Raw genomic sequence first — 23,921 nt, forward strand, 5'->3', positions numbered from 1 at the left:
ATGGGAATTATCAGACAGTCCTTTAAACGACAGATCTTTGTGGTCCTTCTTGCGGTGACGCTGGTGCTGGTCAGTTTCGGAGGGATTCTGACGCTGCAGGGATTCCAGGCCAGGGTTAAGCAGGACTATGAAAAACGGGATAAGGAGCAGGAGCACATAATCGCTGAGAAGATTCTTACTATGATCGATCAGTCGGAGAAGGCACTGGTAAGTCTTGAGAGCGATGAAATCATCAAGGAAGCGCTGACTCCGGGAAGGAAGAATTCCCTGGAGATATATTCTTCCTTGTATGAGAAGACCAAGGATATCAGGAGCTTTTCCACAATTGATCTGTATATGGGCGAACTCTGCAAGTACAGCACAAGAAGCGGATATAAGTCAGATTCGTTGCCCCTTGATTATTCGGTGCTCAAGGAGTCTGCTTCAAGACCGGGAGTGACGGCTTACGGCCTTGACCCGGGGCATGCGTCGGAGAGCGGAGCGGCGCTACTTATCGCAAGGCAGATTGCGGAGGGGGAAACACCGGGCTTTGCCGTTATCAGGATTGAGCAGGAGGAGATAAAGAATCAGCTGGGAAGCGAGATCAATTCCAAGGACGGCTTCATGCTGACCAATAAGTACTTCAGGCCCTATTGTCTTATAGGTGCGGCGGAGAACGGTAAGACGCTGGGAATCATAAGAAATAACCTGCTGAAAGGACTTCTTTTTGACACGGGAATAACAGGAAATGTCTATATAAATGAGCTTGGGGATTATGATCTTTTGACCATTTATACTACACCGCCGGCGCTGGAGGAGAGCGCTATCAAGGCAGGATACCAGATCATTCTGATGCAGGTTCTTATCAGTATTCTGGTGTGTCTTATTGTGGCATCAAGGCTCAGCAACTATCTGTCCAAGCCCATCAAGACGCTGGCTCTTGCTATGAAGAGATTCAGAAAAGGAGATTTTGACACCAAGATAGAGCTTGCCAGGGAGGATGAGTTCGAGCAGCTGGCGACGGGCTTTAATAAGATGACAACCCAGCTGAAGGATACCATGGAGGAGCGGGTGGCTGCGGAGAGACAGGTCAACGAGACCAGGATTCAGATGATGCAGGCGCAGCTCAATCCACACTTTTTGTATAATACCCTGGATACCATCAAGTGGGTGGCCAAGGCCAATCAGGTGCCTGAGGTGGCCACAATGTCAGCGTCGCTGGCGGGAATTCTCAGGACGAGTATATCAGAGAGCCAGTTCTGTCCTTTGTCAAAGGAGCTGGAGCTGGTGCAGAACTACTGTGATATTCAGAAGATAAGGTTTGATGATAAGTTCCAGATTACCATCGATGTGCCGCTGGAGCTGCAGGGGGCCATTATCCCGAAGCTGATACTGCAGCCGATTGTTGAGAATGCCATTATTCACGGAATGGACGAATCAATCAACGGACATATCTATGTGGCAGCTATCAGAGACAGGAGAGATGGGAAGGACCTGTTGAAGATATCTGTTCAGGATGACGGAAAGGGCATCAGCGATGAGATGATGCAGGCACTTAATAACGATGATGTGGAGACGCTTAAGGGGCATCTGGGACTTAACAATGTCAATACAATCATCAGGCTGTACTATGGAAAAGAGTATGGGGTTATGGCGTTTAGGCCGACGCAGGGCGGAACGGTAATGATAGTGACGCTGCCGTATATGGAGAAGGAGCCGGAAGGATAATGATTAAGGTACTAATAGTAGACGATGAAAAGTATGTCCGCATGGGCATCAAGGGCGACACGGACTGGTCGCTGATCGGGTGCGAGGTTGTGGGAGAAGCCGCCAACGGGGAAGAAGCGCTGGAGGTGGCGGAGAAAGTACGCCCTGACCTTGTGATCTCCGATATCAGAATGCCCAAAATGGATGGAATAAAACTGGCGGAAAAGCTACTGGATAAATACCCGGAGACGAAGATTATTTTCCTTACTGCCTACAGCGAATTCGAGTATGCTAGGCAGGCGGTGAGGCTGGGGGTGTCAGATTATCTTTTGAAGCCCTTCCAGGATGGTGAGCTGGAGGGAGCGATACAGAGGCTCCTTCATCTTCATCCCAATACCAATGCGCAGACTAAGGAGCTGGAGAATGAGCTGATTGCGATCAAGCCAAAGGAAGCAGTGGAGAACAGATACGTCCAGACAGCAATCGAATATATTGAAAAGCATTATCCTGAGACGGATTTCAGCATTGGAAAGTTGGCGGAATCCATGAGTGTCTCTGAGGGACATATCAGCAGGTTGTTTAAGGCTGAGACAGATACAAGTATTGGCAACTACTTGACGAAATACAGAATTCGAAAAGCTATGGATTATTTAAAAGACATCAATATGAAAGTATACGAAGTTGCTGATAAGGTGGGATACCAGGATATTGCGTATTTCTCCAATACTTTTAAGAAGCTTGTTGGGAAGACACCCTCTGACTATCAGACTAAAGGCCTGGGATAAAAAATTGGGGTCAGACCCCAATCACAGAATTTTCACAATTTGTCAGAAATCTACAAATAATATCAGTTTTGTCTTCTGCAAATATGAACAAATTGTAACTAGAATGTAACCATAGGGTAAAGAACTGCCCGGTGGTTACATTTTTTTATTCCGGGTCAATGTAAAAGGAGGAAACAATAGTGAGAAAGAAAGTTTTAGCAACAATTCTGACACTTACAATGGTAGTTTCATCACTTGTAGGCTGCGGAGAAGCAGGAAACGGTGGTGGAGCAGAGACAGCACCAACAACTGACACCCAGGTTACAGCAGATACACAGACAGCTGACACTACAGTAGCAGAGACACCTGCAGCTGAGCCGGCAGCAGAACTTACAGGAATCGATGCCATCATCGCAGAGGCAGAGGGAATGACAATGGAAGAGCTGGCCAACAAGGCCATCGAGGAGTCCAACGGCAAGACCTTCTACGGCGTAGGTAATTCCAGCCGTGGTAAGTCCGCACTTCCTCTGTTTATCGAGTATCTGCAGACCATCGATCCTAATTACAGCATGGAGTTCGAGTGGCAGCAGCCCAAGAACAACAAGATCTTTGAGCAGCTCACATCTGACTCCCTTAAGAGTGAAGGCACTTTTGCCATGACTCTTATCCAGGACGGTAACCAGATTCAGTCCAAGATGGTTGATACAGACATCTTAAAGACCTTCATCCCTAAGGAATGGGCAGATGCCAACGGTACTACAGCCGATGCATACACAGGCTTCCTTCCCCTTCAGACACTTAATAAGGTCTTCATGTACAACAACACAGGTTCAGCAACCTATAACAACTGCTGGGATTTCGTTTACGAAGGCAATCACCCTCTTTTCATGGGCGTTGACTCTGAGATCGTAGGAAAGAACTTCCTGATGATGCTCACAGAAGACAAGTACGCTACATGGTTAAAAGAAGCTTATGATGCCCTCGACGATACCAAGAAAGCATATTTCGAGCCCGTGGTTCAGGAAATGCAGACAGATGCAAACGACCTTGGCCTTGGCGCAAACGGCGCATATGCCCTTGCATGGATCAAGCTCTGGGTTAACAACTACAACGAGCAGACCGATGACGGACCTATCTGTAACACACTTGTAGATGCTTCCGCTACAGATCAGGCAGGACTTCTTGTTTATTCCAAGCTTCGCAGCGTTGAGGAGTCAGCTTCTGTATCAGTTAACAACATCAACGTAGCAGCTTATCAGGATGGCTACACAGGAATCGGCGGCTATGGCTATTGCCACTACCTCTTCCTTACCAAGAACAGTCCTCTTCCTTGGACAGCATGCGCATTCATCGCTTATATGACCTGCACAGAAAAAGGCTTTGAAGCATGGGGCAAGGACATGGGCGGCTATTCAGCTAACCCTAACGTAGCAGCTGAGATCGAAGCAACCTTCCAGCATTCACAGGGCGGCGGAGACGAGTTCCCTGCAAAGAACGACCGTGGCTATGACTGGTGGACAACAGATGGCGAGCTTGTTCTTGAAGATCCCGTATACTGCTCAGAAGTATCCTTCACAGTAGGCAGCTGGATCGACGTGCTCGATCACTACACACCCGGCGAGTAATGTAAGTATCATCAAAAATGAGGACTCCTTGTAGTTTTAAGGAGTCCTCTAAGTAAGTAAAGAATCACCATTCCAATGTGGTGGTATATAAAGACAGGTGAGATTCATGGCACAAAGATGGAGACAGGCTTGTACATAAGGAGCGATTTTTGTGCTATGGAGCTGAGACCAATGTATCTTGAGTGCCATTGCACGAAGAGATACATGCTCTGGGCTTAGCGGAGTGTTCAGCGCAATGAGGGACGTTGTACAAACTGTCGACAGCTTTGTGCCATGAATCTCACCGTCCTGATTTCAACATCACATTTTCACAAGTAAAGGGGATAAAATGGAGGCAATCGCAAAAAAAGACAAGAGTGCGATTTTTAAGAATAAGGTTAAGACTTGGTTTTCCCAACCGCAAAATATAATACTCCTGCTTTTTGGGATTGTTCTTACCTTCAGTACCGTCGCACCAATAATAGCAATCGTAAAAGATACCTTTGCAATCCATCCGGGAACCATCGATCAGCATCTGACCAAGAGAACCACCGGATACACAATCGTCAACTACACAGATCTTTTTACCAGTAAGCTGGCAAGGACCAATCTATGGAACCCGCTGCTTAACACGGTAATTCTTTCAGTACTTACCTGCTGCATATCGATCCTCTTCGGCGGACTCTTCGCCTTCCTGGTAACAAGAACAGATATGAAGTTCAAGAAGTACTTAAGCTCGATCTTTATTTTCCCATACATCATGCCCCAGTGGACACTGGCCGTTGTATGGCAGCACATGTTCTATTCAAACAAGGTAACGGGAACCTCCGACGGTCTTCTGGCCGCCATCTTCCATGTTTACTTCCCTCACTGGTGGTGTCAGGGCGTATTCCCAAGTGCCATGGTTCTGGGCCTTCATTATGCGCCTTTTGCCTACATCCTCATCGGTGGCATCTTCAAAAATATGGACGCCAACCTGGAGGAAGCAGCCACAATCCTTGATACACCCAAGTGGAAGATCATGTTCAAGGTAACCCTTCCTATGATCAAACCCGCCATCCTATCCACCATACTTCTGGTGTTCGGAAGCGCCATGGGAAGCTACCCGGTTCCGCATTACCTGAACCTTACCACACTTTCCACCAAGTACATTTCAATGAACAGTAAGTACACCGGTGAAGCAAGTATCCTTGCCATCATCATGATGATCTTCGGCGTTCTTATCCTTGGAATGAATCAGCTCAGCCTTAGGAGCCGCAAGAACTACACCACTGTTACGGGTAAATCGGGTCAGCTCACCAAGCTCACCATCGGCAAAGCCGGCAAATACATCGTGGGAATCATCTTTATCATCATCACCTTCTTCACAAGTATTTGGCCCATCGTGCTGTTCGCCCTGGAGACCTTCCTTCCCAACCCCGGTGACTACAGCTTCCTGTACTCGGGAAATCTGGCGCACCTCACAACCAAGTGGTGGGTAACAAACGAGAATATCACAGAAAACGGCATGTACGGTCAGCCCGGTATCCTGTACAACAAGACCATCTGGCACGCCTTCTTCGGAACCCTGTTTCTGGCAGTTGTGTGCGCTCTGATCGCAGGAACCATCGGAACTCTGATTGGCTACGCCGTTGCAAAAAAGAGAAGGAACAAGTGGGCAAACTATGTGAACAACGTAGCCTTCCTGCCTTACCTTATGCCTTCCATCGCTGTTGGAGCCGCATTCTTCATCCTGTTCTCCAACGAGCACATTAATCTGTTTAACACATATACACTTCTGATCATTGCAGGTGTAGTAAAATACATACCTTTCGCTTCCAGAAGTTCACTTAACTCCATGCTTCAGATATCGGGAGAACTGGAGGAAGCAGCAATAATCATGAATACATCGTGGATAAAGAGAATGACAAGGATCATCATTCCTATTCAGAAGTCATCCATCATAAGCGGGTACCTACTTCCGTTCATGACCTGCCTTCGTGAATTGTCCCTGTTCCTGCTTCTGTGCACCCAGGGCTTTATCCTGTCAACAACACTTGACTACTTTGATGAAATGGGACTGTACGCCTTCTCAAGTGCCATCAACCTCATCCTCATCATAACAATTCTTGTATTTAACACACTGGTAAACAAGCTGACTGGCGCAAGCCTTGACAGTGGCATAGGAGGAAAATGATCATGCCGGAAATTAAATTGGAAAATATCACAAAGCGTTGGGGAAAATTTTTTGGCGTTGATAATGTAAGCCTCGATATTCCCGATAATTCTTTTATCACACTGCTTGGCCCGTCAGGCTGTGGAAAGACCACAATCCTTCGAATGATCGCAGGTCTTGAGACTCCCACAGAAGGCCGCATCACCATTGGCGACAAAGTTGTGTTTGACTCAAACGCAGGAATCAACGTTCCCGCCAACAAGCGCAGAGTCGGCTTCCTGTTTCAGAACTACGCACTTTGGCCCAACATGACAGTATATGAGAACATCTCTTTTGGCCTTAAGAACATCCACGAGGAAATGCCGATCCTGGACGTTCCCGCCAAGAGAGCAGGGGATATGATAAGAGCCCTTGCAAACGGTCATAAGGTAAAAGAGGTAATAGAAGAATGCAGAGACAAGAACGGCAAGCTCGATGAGAACAAGGCTTACGTGAAGCTCATTGATAACTACAGCCTTTCAATCTATACGGCAAAAGAGCTCTTTGCCCTTGGAATCCATACTGCATCAGACCCTCAGGCAGCAGCCAAGACCGCTCTTTCAGAGTATGAGAAAAAACTTTCAGACATCAAGGCCGGCTATGCAAAAGACGGAAAAGACCTGAATGACAAGTACGAAGTGACCAAGAACGGAATCCCGATTCTTGAAAACAGAAAGCTTACAAAAGAAGAGATCGATTCAAGGGTAAGGTCCTGCTCCCGCATCGTCAAGATCGGAATGTTCATGGACAGATACCCCGCAGAGCTCTCAGGCGGACAGCAGCAGAGAGTTGCGATCGCAAGGACACTGGCCCCCGAGCCGCAGGTTCTTTTCATGGACGAGCCTCTTTCCAACCTTGACGCCAAGCTTCGTCTTGAGATGAGATATGAGCTCCAGAGACTCCATGTGGAGACCGGTTCCACCTTCGTATATGTTACACATGATCAGATGGAAGCCATGACCCTTGCTACCAAGATCTGCCTCGTAAGTAACGGTGTGCTGCAGCAGTATGCACCTCCCCTTACGGTTTATAATCGTCCGTCGAACCTCTTTGTTGCAGACTTTGTTGGCAATCCTTCCATGAACTTCGTGGATGCCAAGGGAATGCAGGAGCCGGACGGCAGCCTTAGCCTTAAGATCCTAGGTGATATCAAGGTTAAGTTTAATCCTGAGTATGCACTTGATATGAATGCCTGGAGACATGTAAGAGATCAGAACATTGCGGACAAGGCCGCTGCGGAAAAAGAGCGACTTTCCAAGAAGGGAGCCGTTGAAAAGAGCAACAAGGATGAGGTATTTAAATACCATGTTCAGAAGGTTGAGGAGCAGGATGACAGTATCACAGATGAGCCCGTTATAACAGACGAGGACTTCGTGATCGGTATCCGCCCCGAGGCCATCGACCTTGATGAGAACGGCAAGATAGACGCTACCATATACGGTGCAATGCCCACAGGTATGGAATCTACTTTGAAACTCAGAGTTGGGGAATTTCTATTGACCGGAGTAATCTTCGGCAATGCCCTGTACCAGATCGGACAGGAAGAAAAAATAAATATCGGAGGAAAAGATATACTTCTTTTCGACAGACGTTCGGGCAGACTTATCTGCGCAGGAAGTCTGACACTGTAATGTATCAGGAGCCGCTCCTTTGTTGGGAACGGCTCCTTTTTTGTTAACTATCTTTCTTCTTATGTTCTGCCTTCATTTCATACATTCGTCTGTCAGCTATCTCTATCATTGAGGAGAGATATCCGCTTTCTGAGAAACAGGAATGTCCTATGGAGGCCTTTATCGAGATGTTGATTCCGTCTATATTTCTGGGAGTCTGAACGGCCTTTACGAGCTTTTTTTCCAGAATATCTATGTCATCCAGGTCCTTGTACTGGTGAAGGATAACGAATTCATCGCCGCCGTAGCGGAACAGAACGGAGTTGTCGGAGGCCGCCATGGTAAGACCTTTGCTGACGGAGTGAAGGATGAGGTTCCCATATTCGTGGCCATAGTTGTCGTTGATGGCTTTGAAGTTGTCGAAATCCAGCATGTAGAGAACAAAATCTGTTCCGTCTTTGTCGTACTGGGTCTTGTACTTCGAGGCAATCTCCATGTAGGCTCTGCGGTTCAAGAGGCCTGTGAGTTCGTCGGTTTGGCAAAGGGTGGATAATCTGTCGCGCTCAGCCAGCTGATCTGTCACGTCCTCAAAATACCCGATAAGTCCTACGATTTCGCCGTTATAGATAAGAGGGTGCTTGGTTGCCAGGAGCTGACGGACCTTACCTTGTACGATGCACTGACCCGGAACCTTGGAGGAAACCTCGTTCTGATTGATAACACGTAGCTCCGCAGCCCGGTAGGGCTCAGGGTCAATGTGCCAGCCCATGTCTTCATCTGTTTTGCCTATCAGTTCATCAACGGATTCGATGCCGTAGTAATCAAGAAAAGTCTTGTTGGCACCAAGAAAACGCCTCTCCTTATCCTTCCAGAAGATACCGGCGGGGCTTAGATCCAGCAGATTTTCAAATACAGCCGAAAGTGGAATGTTGTCCATATAACTTCCTTTTCATATGACATAAAATGAATTATTTATTCCCTAATGGGTCAATCTATATTATATCAAACAGCACATAATCATGTATAACAAATATATTAAATTTCGATAATATTTATCATGACGCTATGGTGATAATAACTAATAGAAATGCATTTTTTTGGATAAAATACTTATGTCTAAGTTGGGTTTTGCTATGGTAAAATGTAGGGACGTAGGAGAGGCAAATACAAGCATATTTATTCATGTTCGGAGGGCAAGCAATGGACAAATCTTTTCCTGAAATCAAAACATTCTTTGGCTTTGGATGTATGAGACTTCCCATGAATGGTTCGGAGGTAGATATCGAGCAGTTCAAGGAGATGACGGATTACTTTTTGGAGAATGGCTTTAATTATTTTGATACAGCACACGGTTATATTGACGGCAAGTCTGAGAAGGCAATTAAGGTTGCGCTGACAGACAGATATCCAAGAGATAAATATCTTTTGACAGACAAGCTTACTGAGCCTTATTTCAAGACAGAGGCTGACATCAGACCTTTTTTCCAGAGTCAGCTTGATGCCTGTGGCGTTGAGTACTTTGACTTCTATCTGATGCATGCGCAGAATGCGGGTAACTTCCAGCATTTCAAGAAGTGCAGGGCCTATGAGACAGCCTTTGAGCTTAAGAAAGAGGGCAAGATAAAGCACGTGGGACTGTCCTTCCATGACAGGGCAGAGGTTCTGGATGAGATCCTTACAACCTATCCGGAAGTTGATATCGTTCAGATCCAGTTCAACTATCTGGACTACGATGATCCTTCTGTACAGAGCCGCAAGGTCTATGATGTGTGTCGCAAGCACAACAAGCCCATCATCGTAATGGAGCCTGTTAAGGGCGGAACACTGGTCAAGCTCCCTGAGGCTGCCCAGAAGGTTTTTGATGATCTTGACGCGGGACTTTCCAATGCCAGCTACGCAATCCGCTTCGCTGCGCACCAGGAGGGCATCCGCATAGTTCTGTCCGGTATGAGCGATATGGCTCAGATGAAGGACAACGTTTCCTATATGAAGGATTTCCAGCCTCTTTCCGAGGAGGAGCTGGGCGCCATCGCCAAGGTTACCGCTATCTACAAGGGCCTTGATATGATTCCTTGTACAGCGTGCCATTACTGCGTTGAGGAGAATCATTGTCCGATGGAGATCAAGATCCCGGAGCTGTTCGCATGTATGAATACCAAGAAGATATTCAACGATTGGAATCAGAACATGTACTACGGACTGGTTACCAAGGACAGCGGCAAGGCCAGCGCCTGCATCGAGTGCGGCGGCTGCGAAGCTGTATGTCCTCAGCACCTGGAAATCAGGGCACTTCTTAAGGATGTGGCTGCAGAGTTCGAGAAATAATCTAATACTGACAAGAATGTGAGAAATGAGTCTTCGGAAGGAGGCTCATTTTTTTATGATTTTCGGAGGAGTTTGCAATCTGTCGAGGGTGGGTTATAGTGTATATAACAATGAGTTTTTTTACGAGGTAAGTATTTATGAAAAGACAGACTAAGAGAATAGTGGCCCTTGTGCTGTGCGGACTGATGGTTGCCGGAACGGTGGCGAGCTGCAGCGCATCGGGAATTGAAGGCGGTGTTGATAGCGGGAAGAGCGCAGTGGAAACAGATGGCTCGGGAGATAGTGCTGATGCGGTTGGTGCGGCGGAGGCCGAGAATGGAGAAGAACAGACTTCGGGAGATACGACGGAAGATACTGCAGATCAGGAAAGGATTGATGCTATGGAAATTGCAAGGACGATCAAACTTGATACAAGTAAGATTTCCACCTTTAACGATACCAATGGAGATGGCTACGGAGAGTTCCAGGGATTCGGTACGTCTCTGTGCTGGTGGGCCAACAGATGCGGTTACAGCGATGTGCTGACACAGGCTTCCGCAGAGGCCTTTTACAATCCGGAGACAGGGCTTGGTATGACCATCGGACGCTACAATGTGGGCGGCGGCGACAATGTGACCCAAGAGGATGTTACAGCTGCCATGAAGGAGGAGAATCCTTTTTTGCACAAAGAGCATATAAGGCGCTCTGATTCTGTGGTTCCGGGCTATTGCACAGATGTTACGAAGATTGATCTGAACAAGAATTCCAAGGATTACTATACAGAGAATTTCGCAAGGGCAGATTTTGACTGCGGTTTTGCCTGGAATTATGATTGGGATGCGGATAAGAACCAGATGAACGTACTGATTGCTGCGGCCAAGGCAGCAGGGGATGAGTTTATCGGAGAGGCTTTTTCCAACTCACCGCCGTATTTCATGACAGTTTCGGGATGTACTTCCGGCGGGGAGGATCCTTCGGTGGATAACCTGAGGGAGGACTCCTATACCGCTTTTGCCTGCTATATGGCTGATGTTATTGAGCATTGGGCAAGTGAGGGCGTGATGAAGTTTCAGAGCGTGGATCCTATGAACGAGCCTGCAACCAGCTATTGGAAGATGTGGAGTGACAAGCAGGAGGGATGCCATTTTTCCCAGGGCGAGTCCCAGTCAAGGATACTGGTTGAGCTTAATAAGGAGCTGAAGAACAAGGGTATCGATATTATTATCTGCGCCTCAGACGAGACCAGTATTGAGGCTGCGATAATGTCCTACAAGAACCTGACTAACGAGGCAAAAGAGGTGGTGACAAGAATTGACACCCACAGCTATCAGGGAACTCAGCGCGACATGCTTAAGAATGTTGCTGAGGAAGGTGGCGTTAACCTGTGGATGAGCGAGGTGGACGGAACCTATTCCATCGGCAAAAAAGAGACCGGAATGAGCGCAGCCCTTGGATTTGCGGACGCTATCAGACAGGATCTTAACGGAATGCTGCCCAGCGCCTGGATCATGTGGGATGCGGTGGATCTTCATGTGGACACAAATAACAAATTTGATACCTGTACGAGAGCTGAGGCGGACAAGATCATTGAGGAGGGAACTCCTTTCTGGGGAATCGCCATTGCTGATCATGATGCGCAGGAGCTCCTTCTTAGCAAGAAATACTATGCCTACGGACAGTTTTCAAGATATATCAGACCCGGTTACACACTGGTGGGATCTTCGGACTTTACTGTGGCAGCAGTTAACAAGGCTGACAACAGTGCAGTTATTGTTGCGATTAATACGAACTCCGACGACCTTAAGTGGGAATTTGATCTTTCTAAATTTGATGTGGGCTGCGGCTCAATCACAGCGATCCGCACCAGCAAGGACGAGAACTGGGCGGATGTTTCAGACAGCATTGGAACTGAGATCACCGGTAACACGTTTACCGCTCTGGTAAAGGGTAGTTCAATAACAACATTTATAGTGCGTTAAGTTTGTAAAAATCGGACGAGTTGCATGGGGTTTGCGTATTGATAAAAACTCAAGTTATAATTACCATTGAAAATTAAGTAGACGCGAATCCAAAGGGGAGTAGCAAAGAGCATGGCAACACTTAAGGAAATTGCGCAGGAGTGCGGTTTTTCAATTGCAACGGTGTCCAGGGTTCTCAACGAGGACGACACGTTGTCTGTTCCTGAGGCCACAAGGGAGCTGATAATTGAAACCGCGGGCAAGCTGAATTATAAGACAAGATCTGAGAGAAAACGTGTGGAGGAAGCCAGGAAAAAAGGCCTTCACAAGCTGTCCCGTGTAGGAATTGTCGAGATGCTCAGCGTTGGCGAGCAGATTGAAGATGCCTACTATATGTATCTTAAGAATAACGTGGAAAAGGCCTGTATGGAGGAAGAGATAGAGGCGGTTCCCATGCATTTTGACTCCGGGACCGGAGAGTACAAGAATATGGGGAAGCCTGTGGACGGTATTATTGCCATAGGGCAGTTTTCCGACGAGCGTATAAGTGCCATGAGGAAAAAGACGGAGCGGATCGTGTTTATGGATTCATCCCCGGATGAGCAGCGCTACTGCTCGGTTAAGACTAACTATGAGACCGGAGTGCGTCAGGGTGTGGATTATCTGGTTCGTCAGGGCCATAGAAATATTGCTTTTGTGGGACCCGTGAATTCCAAGGACTCCAGGGCAGTTATAGCTCCTGAGGAGAGGAGACGACTCTTTGGCGTACTGACAAGTCAGTACGGAGATATAGTTAAGCCCGAGACCATAGAAGTAACAGGAACCGCCCGCGATGCCACAGAGAAGATCCTTGCTTTTATCACAGGTGACAACAATTTGAGAAAAGAAGAGGATAAGGTTACCGCTCTTTTTACCTACAACGAGGCTACGGCCCTTGGTGCAATCAAGGCTGTTCAGAATGCAGGACTTATGGTACCTGAGGACATCAGCGTCCTTGGCTACAACGACACAGTCCTTGCCTCCTACATGCAGCCTCCCATCACCGGAATCCACATTTACATGGATGAGATGGCAAGGGCAGCAGTGGAGGCCCTGGGTAAACTCATCGGCGGATATGTAAATATTCCCTTTACAACACTCATCCCCACAACCCTCATGGAACGTGGCAGTGTGAAAAAAAGGAGTAAAAATGAAAATTGAAAATTTGAAGAAGAGGATCGCAATGTCGCTATTTGGAGTTATCACCTGCGCTATTAGCGTTGGAATATTCAAGATAGCGGCGCTGGGAGTGGATCCGTTCCAGTCGTTTATGGCGGGACTGGATGCGCTGGTTCCGATCAGGTTCGGAACGCTGTATATGATCACAAATGCGGTGATGCTGTTGTTTGCGCTGGTTTTTGACAGGCATTATATCGGAATCGCGACGTTCATCAATCTGTTTCTGCTAGGCTATATCACGCAGTTTACCTATGAATTTCTGCAGACGGTGATTGTGGAGCCGTCAATGATAGTGAGAGTTATATGTCTGGTTGTTGGAGTCGTGATTTTGTGTTTCGGCTCTGCATTTTATATGACAGCCGATCTTGGAGTATCAACCTATGATGCAATCGCTCTTATCATCGTAAACACCTGGAAAAAAGGCAAGTTCCAGTATGTCAGGATCATCACGGATCTGTGCTGCATAGCTCTGGGCATTGCATTATTCCTCCTGTCAGGCGGAGCAGTCCTTCAGATACCGACAATCGTAGGCGTCGGAACAGTCATCACCGCCTTCTTTATGGGGCCGCTGATCGAAGTATTCAACGTACATATCACAAGACCAATTCTGGCAAAAAAATAACTTGGGGCCATAAACCCCAAGTTTTTTTATGCAGATATTCATTTGCTTATTACTCTAAAAGTGACGGTCCTGGTTCCGGTGTAGTTTCCTTTACCGGTGATTATGGCCTTAATCGTTGTCCCTGCGGGGATGATGTCAAGAGGGCTGACCTCGCTTCCCGCGGAAACACTAACGTCTTCAAGGCCCTTGGATTTCTTTTTAGGATTCTTATAGCGATGTACAGTGGTTTTACCTGCATAAACATATGTGATCTTTTTAATGTAATCTGTTCCGGCGGTAAGCTTTTTCCTGTTTTTATCATATACTGCGATCCTGGGAGCAGTAAGTCCTGGTGTGGTCTTGGCATAAACATAGTTTGCAGAAGCTTCCAGGGAGCTTATGTCTGAAAGGACAACCTTGAAGTCCTGTGTCAAAGAGCCTTTAAAATCACCTTTGAACTTAATGGTAACAGTGGCGTTACCGGGTTTTTTATTCTTTTTATAGGAAAGCGTGTAGTCAGTTCCCTGTGTAAGTCCAATGGTTTCACCCCAGCTTGTCCAATGAGTAATAACGACATATGGCTTTGCACCGCCCTTTGTATAGGGGACATCTCCGATCGCATCGACCTTGATCCGTTTGCCGCCATCCGCATTAATATCAAAGGGCAGGATCTTAAAATGCTTTTTGATAGTGCCGCGATAGTTTCCTATACCGGTGATGACTATAGTAGCGGTTCCTGCTTTGTAATTATTCAGGTAAGACACTCTATAATCTTTGTCTTTTTCCAGTTTTCCGGCAGCATTTTTGGCGGTAAAATCAGCTTTGGAAGCGTAAATGATCATGTTATCCTGAGTAGCGGCAGTAAAGACTTCATATGTCTTTTTGCTCTCAAAACCTGTAATATAGCACTTCTTAATGGATTTTGTGCCTGTCTTCACCCACTTGGCGTAAAGCGTCACATTTTCATATATTCTTTTGCCAAAATCATATCTGGTCTTAAAACCGGAATCTTTGTACCACCCATCAAACAGGTAACCACTGCTTGATATGGAGGGCTCTTTTACATAGCTTCCGAAGGACACTGTCTGATCCTTCAGAGTCTTGTCACAGCCTGTTACGAACTTAACTGTGAAAATATCAGGATCACCCTCAGGGATGAATCTGGAAGTATAACCGGGGGTCAGGCTATCAATACTTTCATACCAGGTGCGATTATTCACAGGGAAATAAAGGTTTGCGTTTTTAAAGGCCAGTCTACCTATGCCCTTTAAACAATCTGATGAAAAGTGAATATCAACATTCTCGTGACCATATAAACAGCTTTCCAAGGGATAGAAGTCGGGAAGGCCTTTGCCCACATTGATGCGCTTTCTTACTTTTGGAAGGCCATAATCGTTGAGATCGGTAAGGGAGTCCGGGATGTCCAGGGTATCAACGGTTATACCAAAAAATGCGTCTTCCTCAATCTTTTTGACACCGGTTCCAAGGTTAACTTTAGTCAGGTTATCGCAGGATTCAAAGGCATAACTCCTGATTGCCCTTACGTTTTTACCTAATGTTACCGACTTTACGCAGGAATTACTAAAGGCTCTGAGTTCAATAGTCTCAGCGTTTAGTTCAAGGTGCTCAAGGTCCGGGGATTCTGTGCCAAAAAAACTATAGGTTCCGATACTTTTGGTATTCCTGATAGCAGCTGCAAGTTCGGGTGCCTCCGTTGCCGATAAACAATAGAAGGCATAAGAGCCAATTTTTTCAAAAGATGTATTTGGGGCAACGCAGAAAGAATCAAGGCTGTCGGCGTTGAAAAAAGTATAGTCGCCTATTGTCTTAACCGAAGACGGAATATATATTTTTTTTACAGCGGCCGTACGGATGAAGGCAAAATTACCAAGATACGTGATTCCGTTGCCAATCTCAATTTCTTTGACCTTTTTATAATCTTCATGTTCGATCCAGGGTGCAGCGTTTGAAAGGGCGTAATCGTACATGGGGCCTGTGCCGGAGATCACCAGCTTTTTCTTGCCCTCATAGGTTTCACTGTCCCTGATCTCCCAGGTGATGCCGGCTCCGCATTTGTTATCTTTTTTTCTGTTAAGGGGATAAAAAGTTATTTGTCCATTAATAAGCGGGAAACCGAGGTATGTGTATATGAATTGTCTGGCATACTCATCTGTCCAGCCTGATCCGGTGTGATAAACAAAGGTATGTACACGAACAAATCTGTGAGAATCATCTTTGTCCGTAATCTTCGGCGCATTCCCAAGGAAGGTGAGCTTTCCTATGTTGCTGTTGTAAAAAGCCAGCACGTTAAATAATTCCAGGGAAGCGGGGAAAGTGATGCTGTCTGTGCCATTCCATATATATGCAAAAGAATATGCACCGATAGATTTAACGGATTTACCAATTGTAATATCAGTAAATCCGGCGTGCTTGTAAAAGGCATAGTCGCCGATGCTTGTGATCTTATCGCCGATCACAAGCTTAATGCAGGTGCCCTTGCAGCAAGGTGCCCAGGGAGCAGGTGACTCCTCGGTGTAATTGTCCATATCGCCGGAGCCTGCTATTGTAAGAGTGTAATTTGCGTATGACCAGGTGGCATTTGCTCCACACTTGCCGCTGGTGGCAGGCGCGACGTACTCAGTGAGCTCTGCGGATTCCTGAGCCTCATCCGGATAGGCGCCGCCGTCCTCTGCTATAGTGATCTCTTCAGAATCAGGATCAGCTTCAGAAACTGCTTCCGGAGCATCCTCTTCATCCAAAATATGGATATCTTCACCGGTGGCATCCTCGCCGACAATAATTGATCCTTCTTCAGTTATCGTGGAATCTTCATCTGAAATGTCCGACAGAATTACTTCATCTGACTCTGCTGCGCTTACATCGGACAGTGTGAACGCATGGTTAAACAATATGACTGCGGACAGAATGAGCGCAGTTCTTCTGATTTTATCTCGCATTTTTTAATACTCCCAACATAACTTTTTTGAAAATGTACGATAATTACAGTACCACAAGGTGCCTGTCACTTCAACACACTAAGGTGCCTGTCACTATGTCGGACTAAAGTGCCTGGCACTTTAGTCCGACATAGTGACAGGCACCTTAGTGTGTTGAAGTGACAGGCACTTTGGGAGAGTAAAGTGTTTGTGGAAAAGTACGAAAAGGATTGAGGTAAAGCAAATATAATAGTGCAATATTTTCGTAGTAAAATTTTAGTAAAATTGTCATATGGTATTATCCTACAATTAATCCTACAATTCTAAGTGAATGGTATGGCGATAATGTATAATTATCGCTATTTCGGTCTAAGGGAGTAACAGCGGGCAGCAGATGGTGTCCGCAGGGTATGAGAGAGAATTGAAAGGGGTATTAGAATGCACAGGAACTTCAGGAGGATACTATCGACAGTTCTTGGTGTGACGACAGCGTTTTCGACTATCGTTTCATCAGGCAGTGCTTTTGCAGTAGAGGCTCAGGCAGCAGAGACTGTGAAAGTGGATAAGACGGTGAAACTCACACCGGCCAATGCGTCAGTATTTAACGACACTGACGGCGACGGCTTCGGCGAGTTTCAGGGCTTCGGAACCAGCCTTTGCTGGTGGGCAAACAGAGTAGGTTACAATGACAGCCTTACTCAGCAGGCAGCAGAAGCTTTTTATAATAAGGAGACCGGACTTGGCATGACCATCGGCCGCTACAATGTGGGCGGCGGTGACAATGTAGGACAGGCTCCGGAAGTTACAGTCAATGACAAGGCTGTTTTCTACGATACCTCATATGAGGGCCTTACCTATGAAGGCTCCAACATGAGCGTTGGTAAGAACACAGGCCTTTCCAAGGTTTCATTTACCAGATCCGATGCGGACTTCGGCTTTACCGCAGGTAAGACTGTAGGCGAGTTCAATGCCATCGGATGGATCAATGCACTTGACGCAGATCCCGGCTCAGGCGGCAATCTTCACTATGTGATAGATGAAGCTGAAGCAGGAACCTACACCGTCAAGATGCTCTTCACACTGTCAGGAACCAATTCCCGCGGTGTCAGCATGAAAGTCACACAGGAGAATTCAGCAACCTACGATCACGCTCAGGACAAAAACGGAGCTGAGCAGGAGCTGATAGTAGAATCTGCAGACCTGGACCAGACTTCTGCAGAAGATGCAAAAGCAACAGAAGAAGGTAAAACAACAGAAGAAGCAGCATCTGAAGTAACCATCACAGAAAATGATGAAGCAGCTCTGACAGAAGACGACGCAGCTCAGCCCGCTGACGAAGATGCAGTCGTAGAACTTGAGGAAGTAACAGAGGATCCGATAATCGCTGCAAGTTCCCCCGAACCCAAGATCTACACCGCATCCTCAGATGTCGTTAACGCAGGCCTCATCGCCTCCGGCAATAACAACATGCTCTTCGTCGTAACCTTTGAAAATGTTGAGCTTGCAGCCGGCAAAAACAAGATCGACATCGGCGGCGCAGCCGGAGACTGGTGCCTTGATTACATCAAAATGGCAGTTATTAAGTCCGGCGAAGAAGGCGTTTTTCCCGAGGGCAGTGATTTCCTTCACGGCGAGCACATCACAAGATCTGACTCCGTTGTGCCCGGCTATGCCACAGACGTAACGAAAATCGACCTTGATAAGCATGATGCGGACTATTACACAGCTAATTTCGCAAGAGCTGATTTTGACTGCGGCTACGCCTGGAACTACAACTGGGACGCAGACAAGAATCAGATGAACGTTCTCATAGCAGCAGCCAAGGCAGCAGGGGATGAGTTCATAGGTGAAGCCTTCTCCAATTCACCTCCGTATTTCATGACAGTCAGCGGCTGCTCATCAGGTAATGCCAATGCAAACGAGGACAACCTTCGCGCAGACTCCGTTAACGCTTTTGCCTGCTACATGGCAGACGTTATCGAGCACTGGGCACAGGAAGGCGTTATTAACTTCCAGAGCACCACACCTATGAACGAGCCCTATACCAATTATTGGGGAGCCTACAGCAACAAGCAGGAGGGCTGCCATTTCGATATCGGCGAGTCCCAGTCCAGAATCCTTATAGCCCTCAATAACGAGCTCAGGAAAAAAGGCATCGACATCATAATCTCAGCATCAGACGAGACCAGCATCGACACAGCAATCACCTCCTTCAAAGCCCTCTCAGATGAAGCCAAGGCAGTTGTAGGCAGGATCGATGCGCACACCTATTCAGGCTCCAACAGAGCAGGCCTTAAGGCCCTCTCCGAGGAAGCCGGCAAGAACCTCTGGATGAGCGAAGTAGACGGAACCTTCGAAGCCGGCACGAATGCAGGCGCCATGAAGGCGGGTCTTGGTTTTGCCCAGAGAATCATCACCGACGTAAACGGCATGGAGCCCAGCGCCTGGATCATGTGGGATGCAGTAGACATCCACATCGATGACAACAATAAGTGGGATACAGCCAAGAGGTCAGACATCGAAAAGATGCTTGCAAACGGCGACGGCTTCTGGGGCATCGCCATTGCAGACCACAACACGGACGAACTTCTTGTTGGCAAAAAATATTACGCCTTCGGACAGTTCTCCAGATACATCAGACCCGGCTACGCCATCATCGGCTCTTCCGATCAGACAGTAGCCGCTTTTGACCCCAAAGAGGGTAAAGTAGTTATAGTAGCAGTCAACACCGCAGGCGAGGACAAGACCTGGAAGTTCAACCTTCAGGACTTCTCAGCTATCGGAAGCAAAGTAACAGCCATCAGAACCAGCGGATCCCTTGAAGGCGGCGAGGACTGGGCAGACGTAACAGCCATCGACAACATCGTCACAGACACCGCAGCCAAGACCGTTACCGCAACAATGAAGGCCAACTCCATCACAACCTACATCATCGAGGATGTGGTTTACGATTCCAGTGCCGAGACAGTGGTTTCGGCTTCTCAGAACACTATTTATGCGGCAAAGGGCACTACTCCCGTGCTTCCGCAGACAATCAGCGTAGAGACCAGCAAGAACAACACCATCGATGCCAAGGTTACCTGGCAGACCGAAGGCCTTGATCTTACTACAGCAAAAGAAGTAACCGGAACCCTCGACGGCTACGGCTACGAAGTTACCTGCGCCATCGAGTTCGTTGAACCCAATATGGCATGGTACATCGATTGTAATGACAACGAAGTAGGCCACACATCTTATCCTAAGATGGACTCCTATGCAGATCTTTACAACGAAGTTCCCGATCAGAAGTACGACGGAACCTGGGGCCGTCTTGAGGACTACGGCGCATATAACAACTCCGATGATGATCCCTGGGCTTACGGCTGGTATGCATATTCCAACCAGAGCATCGATTACAAGCTGCCTCTGGAAGCCGGCGACTACACCCTGACCTTTGGCTTCAAGGAGTGGTGGAACCAGTCAAGACCTATGGCAATCTACGCAGTTACAGATGAAGGGGAGACCCTCATTGGCAAGACCAACGCCAAGAACGGCAAGAACAACTGGAACACACCCGTATACAGCTTCAGCCTTGAAAATGCAGCTGATGTAACCTTCTCAGTAAGAAAAGACGGAGGTCCCGACCCTGTTCTTTCATTCATAAGAGTTCAGAAGAAGCTTAACCTTGATCTGCTCAAGGCAGCACTTGTAAAAGCACAAAGCATCGACACAACAGGCTACGCACAGACCAAGAAGGACAGACTTCACAGCCTCCTTGAGAAGGCGCAGAGTGTAATGCTCCATGCAAGAACAACTCAGAGCGATGTAGATGAGATGGTAACCGAGCTCTCAGAGTTCGTGGATGCCGATGGCAATCTTTTTACAGAAAAAGAGATCGCGGCTAACGACTATCTCCTGTACCTGGTAGACTGCGGAAGCTCCGATCCCACAACTGTTCCCGATGACTACAAGCTGGGACTCTACCAGTCAGTTACAGAGCAGGAACTGTCCGTAGATGGCGGCACAGGCCTTAAGTGGGGCTATGATGCAAACAGCGACTACGGTGTAAGAGTAGCGGGCGGCTCAGCTAACGGCACTCTTACCGGCAATTACATCTACATGTCAGACCAGGGCTGGACCTACAAGAAGGGCGTCAGCGGACTCTATTACAGCTTCGAGCTTCCTGACAGAGCAAGCAACGAATACCTGGTAACCATCGGAGTCAAGAGCCCTTGGAGCGCAAGAGATATCAGCTACAGCCTTGAGGGATCAGAAGTTGAGTCAGGCCTTAACCTCGGACAGAGCACCCTCATAGAGAGAACCTATAACGTAGAAGTAACAGACGGCGAGCTTAATCTGTACGCATATGCAACCAACAGAACAAGCTCCTATGTTGACCCGCTTCTTAGCTACATTATTGTAAAAGCGGTTCCCGAGTACACCACAGATATCCTTGCCAAGGCCCTTGAGGAATACGCGGAGAAGATGGAAGGTAAGACCTACTCAGAAAAGACCCTTGCAGCCTACAACGAAGCAGCAACCGCAGCGCAGGAGCTCATAGACAATGCATCAACAGATTCAGCAGCGATCAAAGAGGCATATAACAATTTGAAGGCAGCATTCGAGGCTCTTGCAGAGATCATCACCTACACCTCAATTACAGGCGTGGAGGGCGCTCCTATCTATGACAACAACGGAGTGCAGGTTCAGGCCCACGGCGGTCAGATACAGCAGTTCACAATAGACGGAGTAACCAAGTACTACTGGTACGGCGAGGATAAGACCTATGATTATCAGCCTGTTGTAGGTGTTCACCTCTACACCTCCACAGACCTCTACAACTGGACAGACGAAGGAGTTCCTTTCAGAGCAATACCTATTGCTGATGAGGACTATGGTAAGTTCAAGGAGGAAGGCTACAAGGCAGACCTGTCCGTTTTTGACACCGACGAGTATTTCAGCACGCTCTATGCAGACTACAAGGGACAGGCAGCAGACGATGCCCGGTACGACAACAAGCTTGAGGAGATCTACTGGAATATCGCAGCAGACAGAACCGTTATGGAGAGGCCTAAGGTCCTCTATAACGACAAGACCGGCAAATACGTAATGTGGTGGCACTGCGACGGAGTTACCAAGTCCAATCCCACAGGCTCCAATTACGGCAAAGCCAAGGCAGGAGTTGCTATATCCGATACTCCTTACGGACCTTTCAAATTCCTTGGTGCCTACAAGCTTAACTACGACGAAAACGCAGACCACAGCTGGGATGAGACCGAAGATGCCTGGGGCTCCGTTCGTGATATGAACGTATTCAAGGATGATGACGGAACTGCTTATGTCATCTATTCTTCAGACGGAAACACCAACATGTATGTGGCCAAGCTCAATGATGAGTACACATACCTTGCACAAGATCAGAAACACGCAGTACTAGGCAAAGACTTTACACTCAATTTTGCAGGTGCATCAAGAGAAGCGCCCGCAATGTTCAAGTACAACGGAACCTACTACATGGTAACTTCCGGCTGTACAGGATGGGATCCCAACCCTGCAAGCTATGCTTACGCAGACAGCCCGATGGGACCCTGGACAACAGTTAACAATCCTTGTACAGACGATGGCAAAAACACCTCCTACAGAACCCAGCCTACCTGCGTATTCCCCGTGGATGCGGCAGCAGGTAAGTTCATCTACATGGGCGACAGATGGAATTCCGGAGACCTCTCCGAATCCCGCTACGTATGGCTCCCTGTAGAGTTTCTTGCAGGAAATAAGATAGCTCTTAGAAGCTACAGCAACTGGACACTGGAGGAGCTCGAGAACAAGGGCGTATTTAGCGTATCCACAGAGCTTCCCACCTATGCTTATTCACCAGAAGATCTTGAGGAGAAGCTCCCTGAGACCCTGGAACTTGTCCTTTCAGATGGACAGCACGCAGTAAAGGGCGTAACCTGGAGCCTTACAAATGTTCCGGCAGTTGGAGAATATGAAGTAACAGGAACCATCGCAGACTATAACAGAACCATCACCCACACAGTAAGCATGATCCCTGACAAAATGATCTACTTCTACGACTGCGGATCCGCTGAAGTTCTGGGAGATGAGCAGGCAAGCTACCTCGTAACCGCAAGAAGCGTTCTGAAGAAGCAGATAAGAAATGCCGCAGCCGACGAAGACTATGCGGTATCAGGCGTGGCAGGCTTTATCGGAGTCAAGAACACCGTGCTTTCTTCAGGCTACGATGTTGGAATCAAGAATGCCGGCAGCGACATCTACGGACACGGCTACTGGGCAGGCGGAAATAAGACCATTGACTACGCATTTACTCTGGAAGCTGGTGAGTACACAGTTTCCACAGGCTATCAGGAGTGGTGGAACACTTCAAGACCTACGCAGATCACAGTGACAGACGAAGAGGGAGCAGTACTCGGCACAAGGAACTTCACCCTTTCCTCCTCAGACAGCGCAAGACTTGAGAGCGTATCTTTCACACTTGAAAAAGACAGCGTTGTAACCGTAAGTGTTAAGAAGACCGGAAATCCCGACCCTGTAATGAGCTTCATCGCAGTGGTTAAGGACTCTATGGACAAGGAAAAAGAGAACCTTGGCTACACAGACGGCCGCTGGTACACCAAGTGGGGCGGATCCTACTATGAGACCAAGGACGGTGTTAATCTCACCGGAGTGCAGAAGATTGACGGCAGTTACTATCTCTTCAACAAAAAAGGCACACTTCAGAGGAGCCTGTTCTATGAAGAGGCAGGAAACACCTATTACTTCGGCTCTGACGGTAAGCTTATAACAGGTTGGTTCACCAAGTGGATGTCAGTATACTATGCCAATGAGGACGGCTTGATTCAGAAAGGTTTCGTAACCTTCGATGAGGGAATCTGCTACTTTAACGAAAAAGGTCACCAGGTTAAGAACGGCTGGGTAACAGTAGACGGCAAGAAGTACTTCATCAAGGGTAACGGCTATAGAGCACAGTCAGAGACCATCACAAAGTGGGGTAAGAAGTATTCCTTCGATGAGAACGGAGTGCTGATACCTTAATATATTCCTAC

The 23,921-nt window shown here is 47.5% G+C and carries 12 protein-coding genes; 10 read left to right on the forward strand and 2 right to left on the reverse strand.

Annotation, left to right across the window (positions count from 1 at the left end):
• From G588_RS0103745 to G588_RS0103765, 5 genes are all read left to right on the forward strand, one after another.
• On the forward strand, nt 1-1,707 hold the full coding sequence (locus G588_RS0103745) for a sensor histidine kinase (RefSeq protein WP_022777419.1): 1,707 nt from the start codon (nt 1-3) through the stop codon (nt 1,705-1,707).
• The gene (locus G588_RS0103750; protein ID WP_022777420.1) at nt 1,707-2,471 is read left to right on the forward strand and encodes a response regulator transcription factor; all 765 of its coding nucleotides are present in this window, start codon (nt 1,707-1,709) and stop codon (nt 2,469-2,471) included. Before G588_RS0103745 ends, G588_RS0103750 begins: the two co-directional genes overlap by 1 nt.
• A 179-nt stretch (nt 2,472-2,650) precedes the next feature.
• Nucleotides 2,651-4,075, forward strand: a complete 1,425-nt coding sequence (locus tag G588_RS0103755) for a hypothetical protein (protein WP_022777421.1) — start codon at nt 2,651-2,653, stop codon at nt 4,073-4,075.
• A gap of 328 nt (nt 4,076-4,403) precedes the next feature.
• Nucleotides 4,404-6,230, forward strand: coding sequence for an ABC transporter permease (locus G588_RS0103760; protein WP_022777422.1), 1,827 nt, complete (start codon nt 4,404-4,406; stop codon nt 6,228-6,230).
• 2 nt (nt 6,231-6,232) lie between these two features.
• On the forward strand, nt 6,233-7,879 hold the full coding sequence (locus G588_RS0103765) for an ABC transporter ATP-binding protein (RefSeq protein WP_026668566.1): 1,647 nt from the start codon (nt 6,233-6,235) through the stop codon (nt 7,877-7,879).
• Nucleotides 7,880-7,922: 43 nt separating this feature from the next.
• On the opposite strand, the gene G588_RS0103770 is transcribed toward G588_RS0103765, so the two are convergent.
• Entirely contained in the window at nt 7,923-8,795 is an 873-nt protein-coding gene (locus G588_RS0103770; RefSeq protein ID WP_022777424.1) for a sensor domain-containing diguanylate cyclase, read from the reverse strand.
• A 263-nt stretch (nt 8,796-9,058) separates the two neighbouring features.
• Between G588_RS0103770 and G588_RS0103775 the strand changes: the two genes are divergently transcribed.
• From G588_RS0103775 to G588_RS0103795, 4 genes are all read left to right on the forward strand, one after another.
• On the forward strand, nt 9,059-10,183 hold the full coding sequence (locus tag G588_RS0103775) for an aldo/keto reductase (RefSeq protein WP_022777425.1): 1,125 nt from the start codon (nt 9,059-9,061) through the stop codon (nt 10,181-10,183).
• Between the two features lie 137 nt (nt 10,184-10,320).
• On the forward strand, nt 10,321-12,141 hold the full coding sequence (locus G588_RS19055; protein ID WP_022777427.1) for a glycoside hydrolase: 1,821 nt from the start codon (nt 10,321-10,323) through the stop codon (nt 12,139-12,141).
• A 111-nt stretch (nt 12,142-12,252) separates the two neighbouring features.
• A complete protein-coding gene (locus tag G588_RS0103790; protein ID WP_022777428.1) occupies nt 12,253-13,320 on the forward strand; it encodes a LacI family DNA-binding transcriptional regulator in 1,068 nt (355 codons plus the stop codon).
• On the forward strand, nt 13,310-13,960 hold the full coding sequence (locus G588_RS0103795) for a YczE/YyaS/YitT family protein (RefSeq protein ID WP_022777429.1): 651 nt from the start codon (nt 13,310-13,312) through the stop codon (nt 13,958-13,960). Before G588_RS0103790 ends, G588_RS0103795 begins: the two co-directional genes overlap by 11 nt.
• Before the next feature lie 38 nt (nt 13,961-13,998).
• On the opposite strand, the gene G588_RS21220 is transcribed toward G588_RS0103795, so the two are convergent.
• Nucleotides 13,999-16,896: a leucine-rich repeat protein gene (locus G588_RS21220; protein ID WP_022777430.1), complete on the reverse strand. Its 2,898-nt coding sequence runs from the start codon at nt 16,894-16,896 to the stop codon at nt 13,999-14,001.
• Nucleotides 16,897-17,313: 417 nt separating this feature from the next.
• Here G588_RS21220 and G588_RS0103805 point away from each other — a divergent pair, with 417 nt between their 5' ends.
• Nucleotides 17,314-23,910, forward strand: a complete 6,597-nt coding sequence (locus G588_RS0103805; RefSeq protein WP_022777431.1) for an Ig-like domain-containing protein — start codon at nt 17,314-17,316, stop codon at nt 23,908-23,910.
• Nucleotides 23,911-23,921 lie beyond the last annotated feature (11 nt).

The organism is Butyrivibrio sp. AE3009 (genome assembly GCF_000420845.1).
Classification (GTDB): domain Bacteria; phylum Bacillota; class Clostridia; order Lachnospirales; family Lachnospiraceae; genus Butyrivibrio.

What these genes read in the sequence shown, in the direction of transcription:
- G588_RS0103790 (WP_022777428.1), top strand. Translation starts at nt 12,253, where the DNA reads ATGGCAACACTTAAGGAAATTGCGCAGGAGTGCGGTTTTTCAATTGCA.
- G588_RS0103775 (WP_022777425.1), top strand. Translation starts at nt 9,059, where the DNA reads ATGGACAAATCTTTTCCTGAAATCAAAACATTCTTTGGCTTTGGATGT.
- G588_RS0103765 (WP_026668566.1), top strand. Translation starts at nt 6,233, where the DNA reads ATGCCGGAAATTAAATTGGAAAATATCACAAAGCGTTGGGGAAAATTT.
- G588_RS21220 (WP_022777430.1), bottom strand. Translation starts at nt 16,896, where the DNA reads ATGCGAGATAAAATCAGAAGAACTGCGCTCATTCTGTCCGCAGTCATA.
- G588_RS0103795 (WP_022777429.1), top strand. Translation starts at nt 13,310, where the DNA reads ATGAAAATTGAAAATTTGAAGAAGAGGATCGCAATGTCGCTATTTGGA.
- G588_RS0103750 (WP_022777420.1), top strand. Translation starts at nt 1,707, where the DNA reads ATGATTAAGGTACTAATAGTAGACGATGAAAAGTATGTCCGCATGGGC.
- G588_RS0103770 (WP_022777424.1), bottom strand. Translation starts at nt 8,795, where the DNA reads ATGGACAACATTCCACTTTCGGCTGTATTTGAAAATCTGCTGGATCTA.
- G588_RS0103760 (WP_022777422.1), top strand. Translation starts at nt 4,404, where the DNA reads ATGGAGGCAATCGCAAAAAAAGACAAGAGTGCGATTTTTAAGAATAAG.
- G588_RS19055 (WP_022777427.1), top strand. Translation starts at nt 10,321, where the DNA reads ATGAAAAGACAGACTAAGAGAATAGTGGCCCTTGTGCTGTGCGGACTG.
- G588_RS0103805 (WP_022777431.1), top strand. Translation starts at nt 17,314, where the DNA reads ATGCACAGGAACTTCAGGAGGATACTATCGACAGTTCTTGGTGTGACG.
- G588_RS0103745 (WP_022777419.1), top strand. Translation starts at nt 1, where the DNA reads ATGGGAATTATCAGACAGTCCTTTAAACGACAGATCTTTGTGGTCCTT.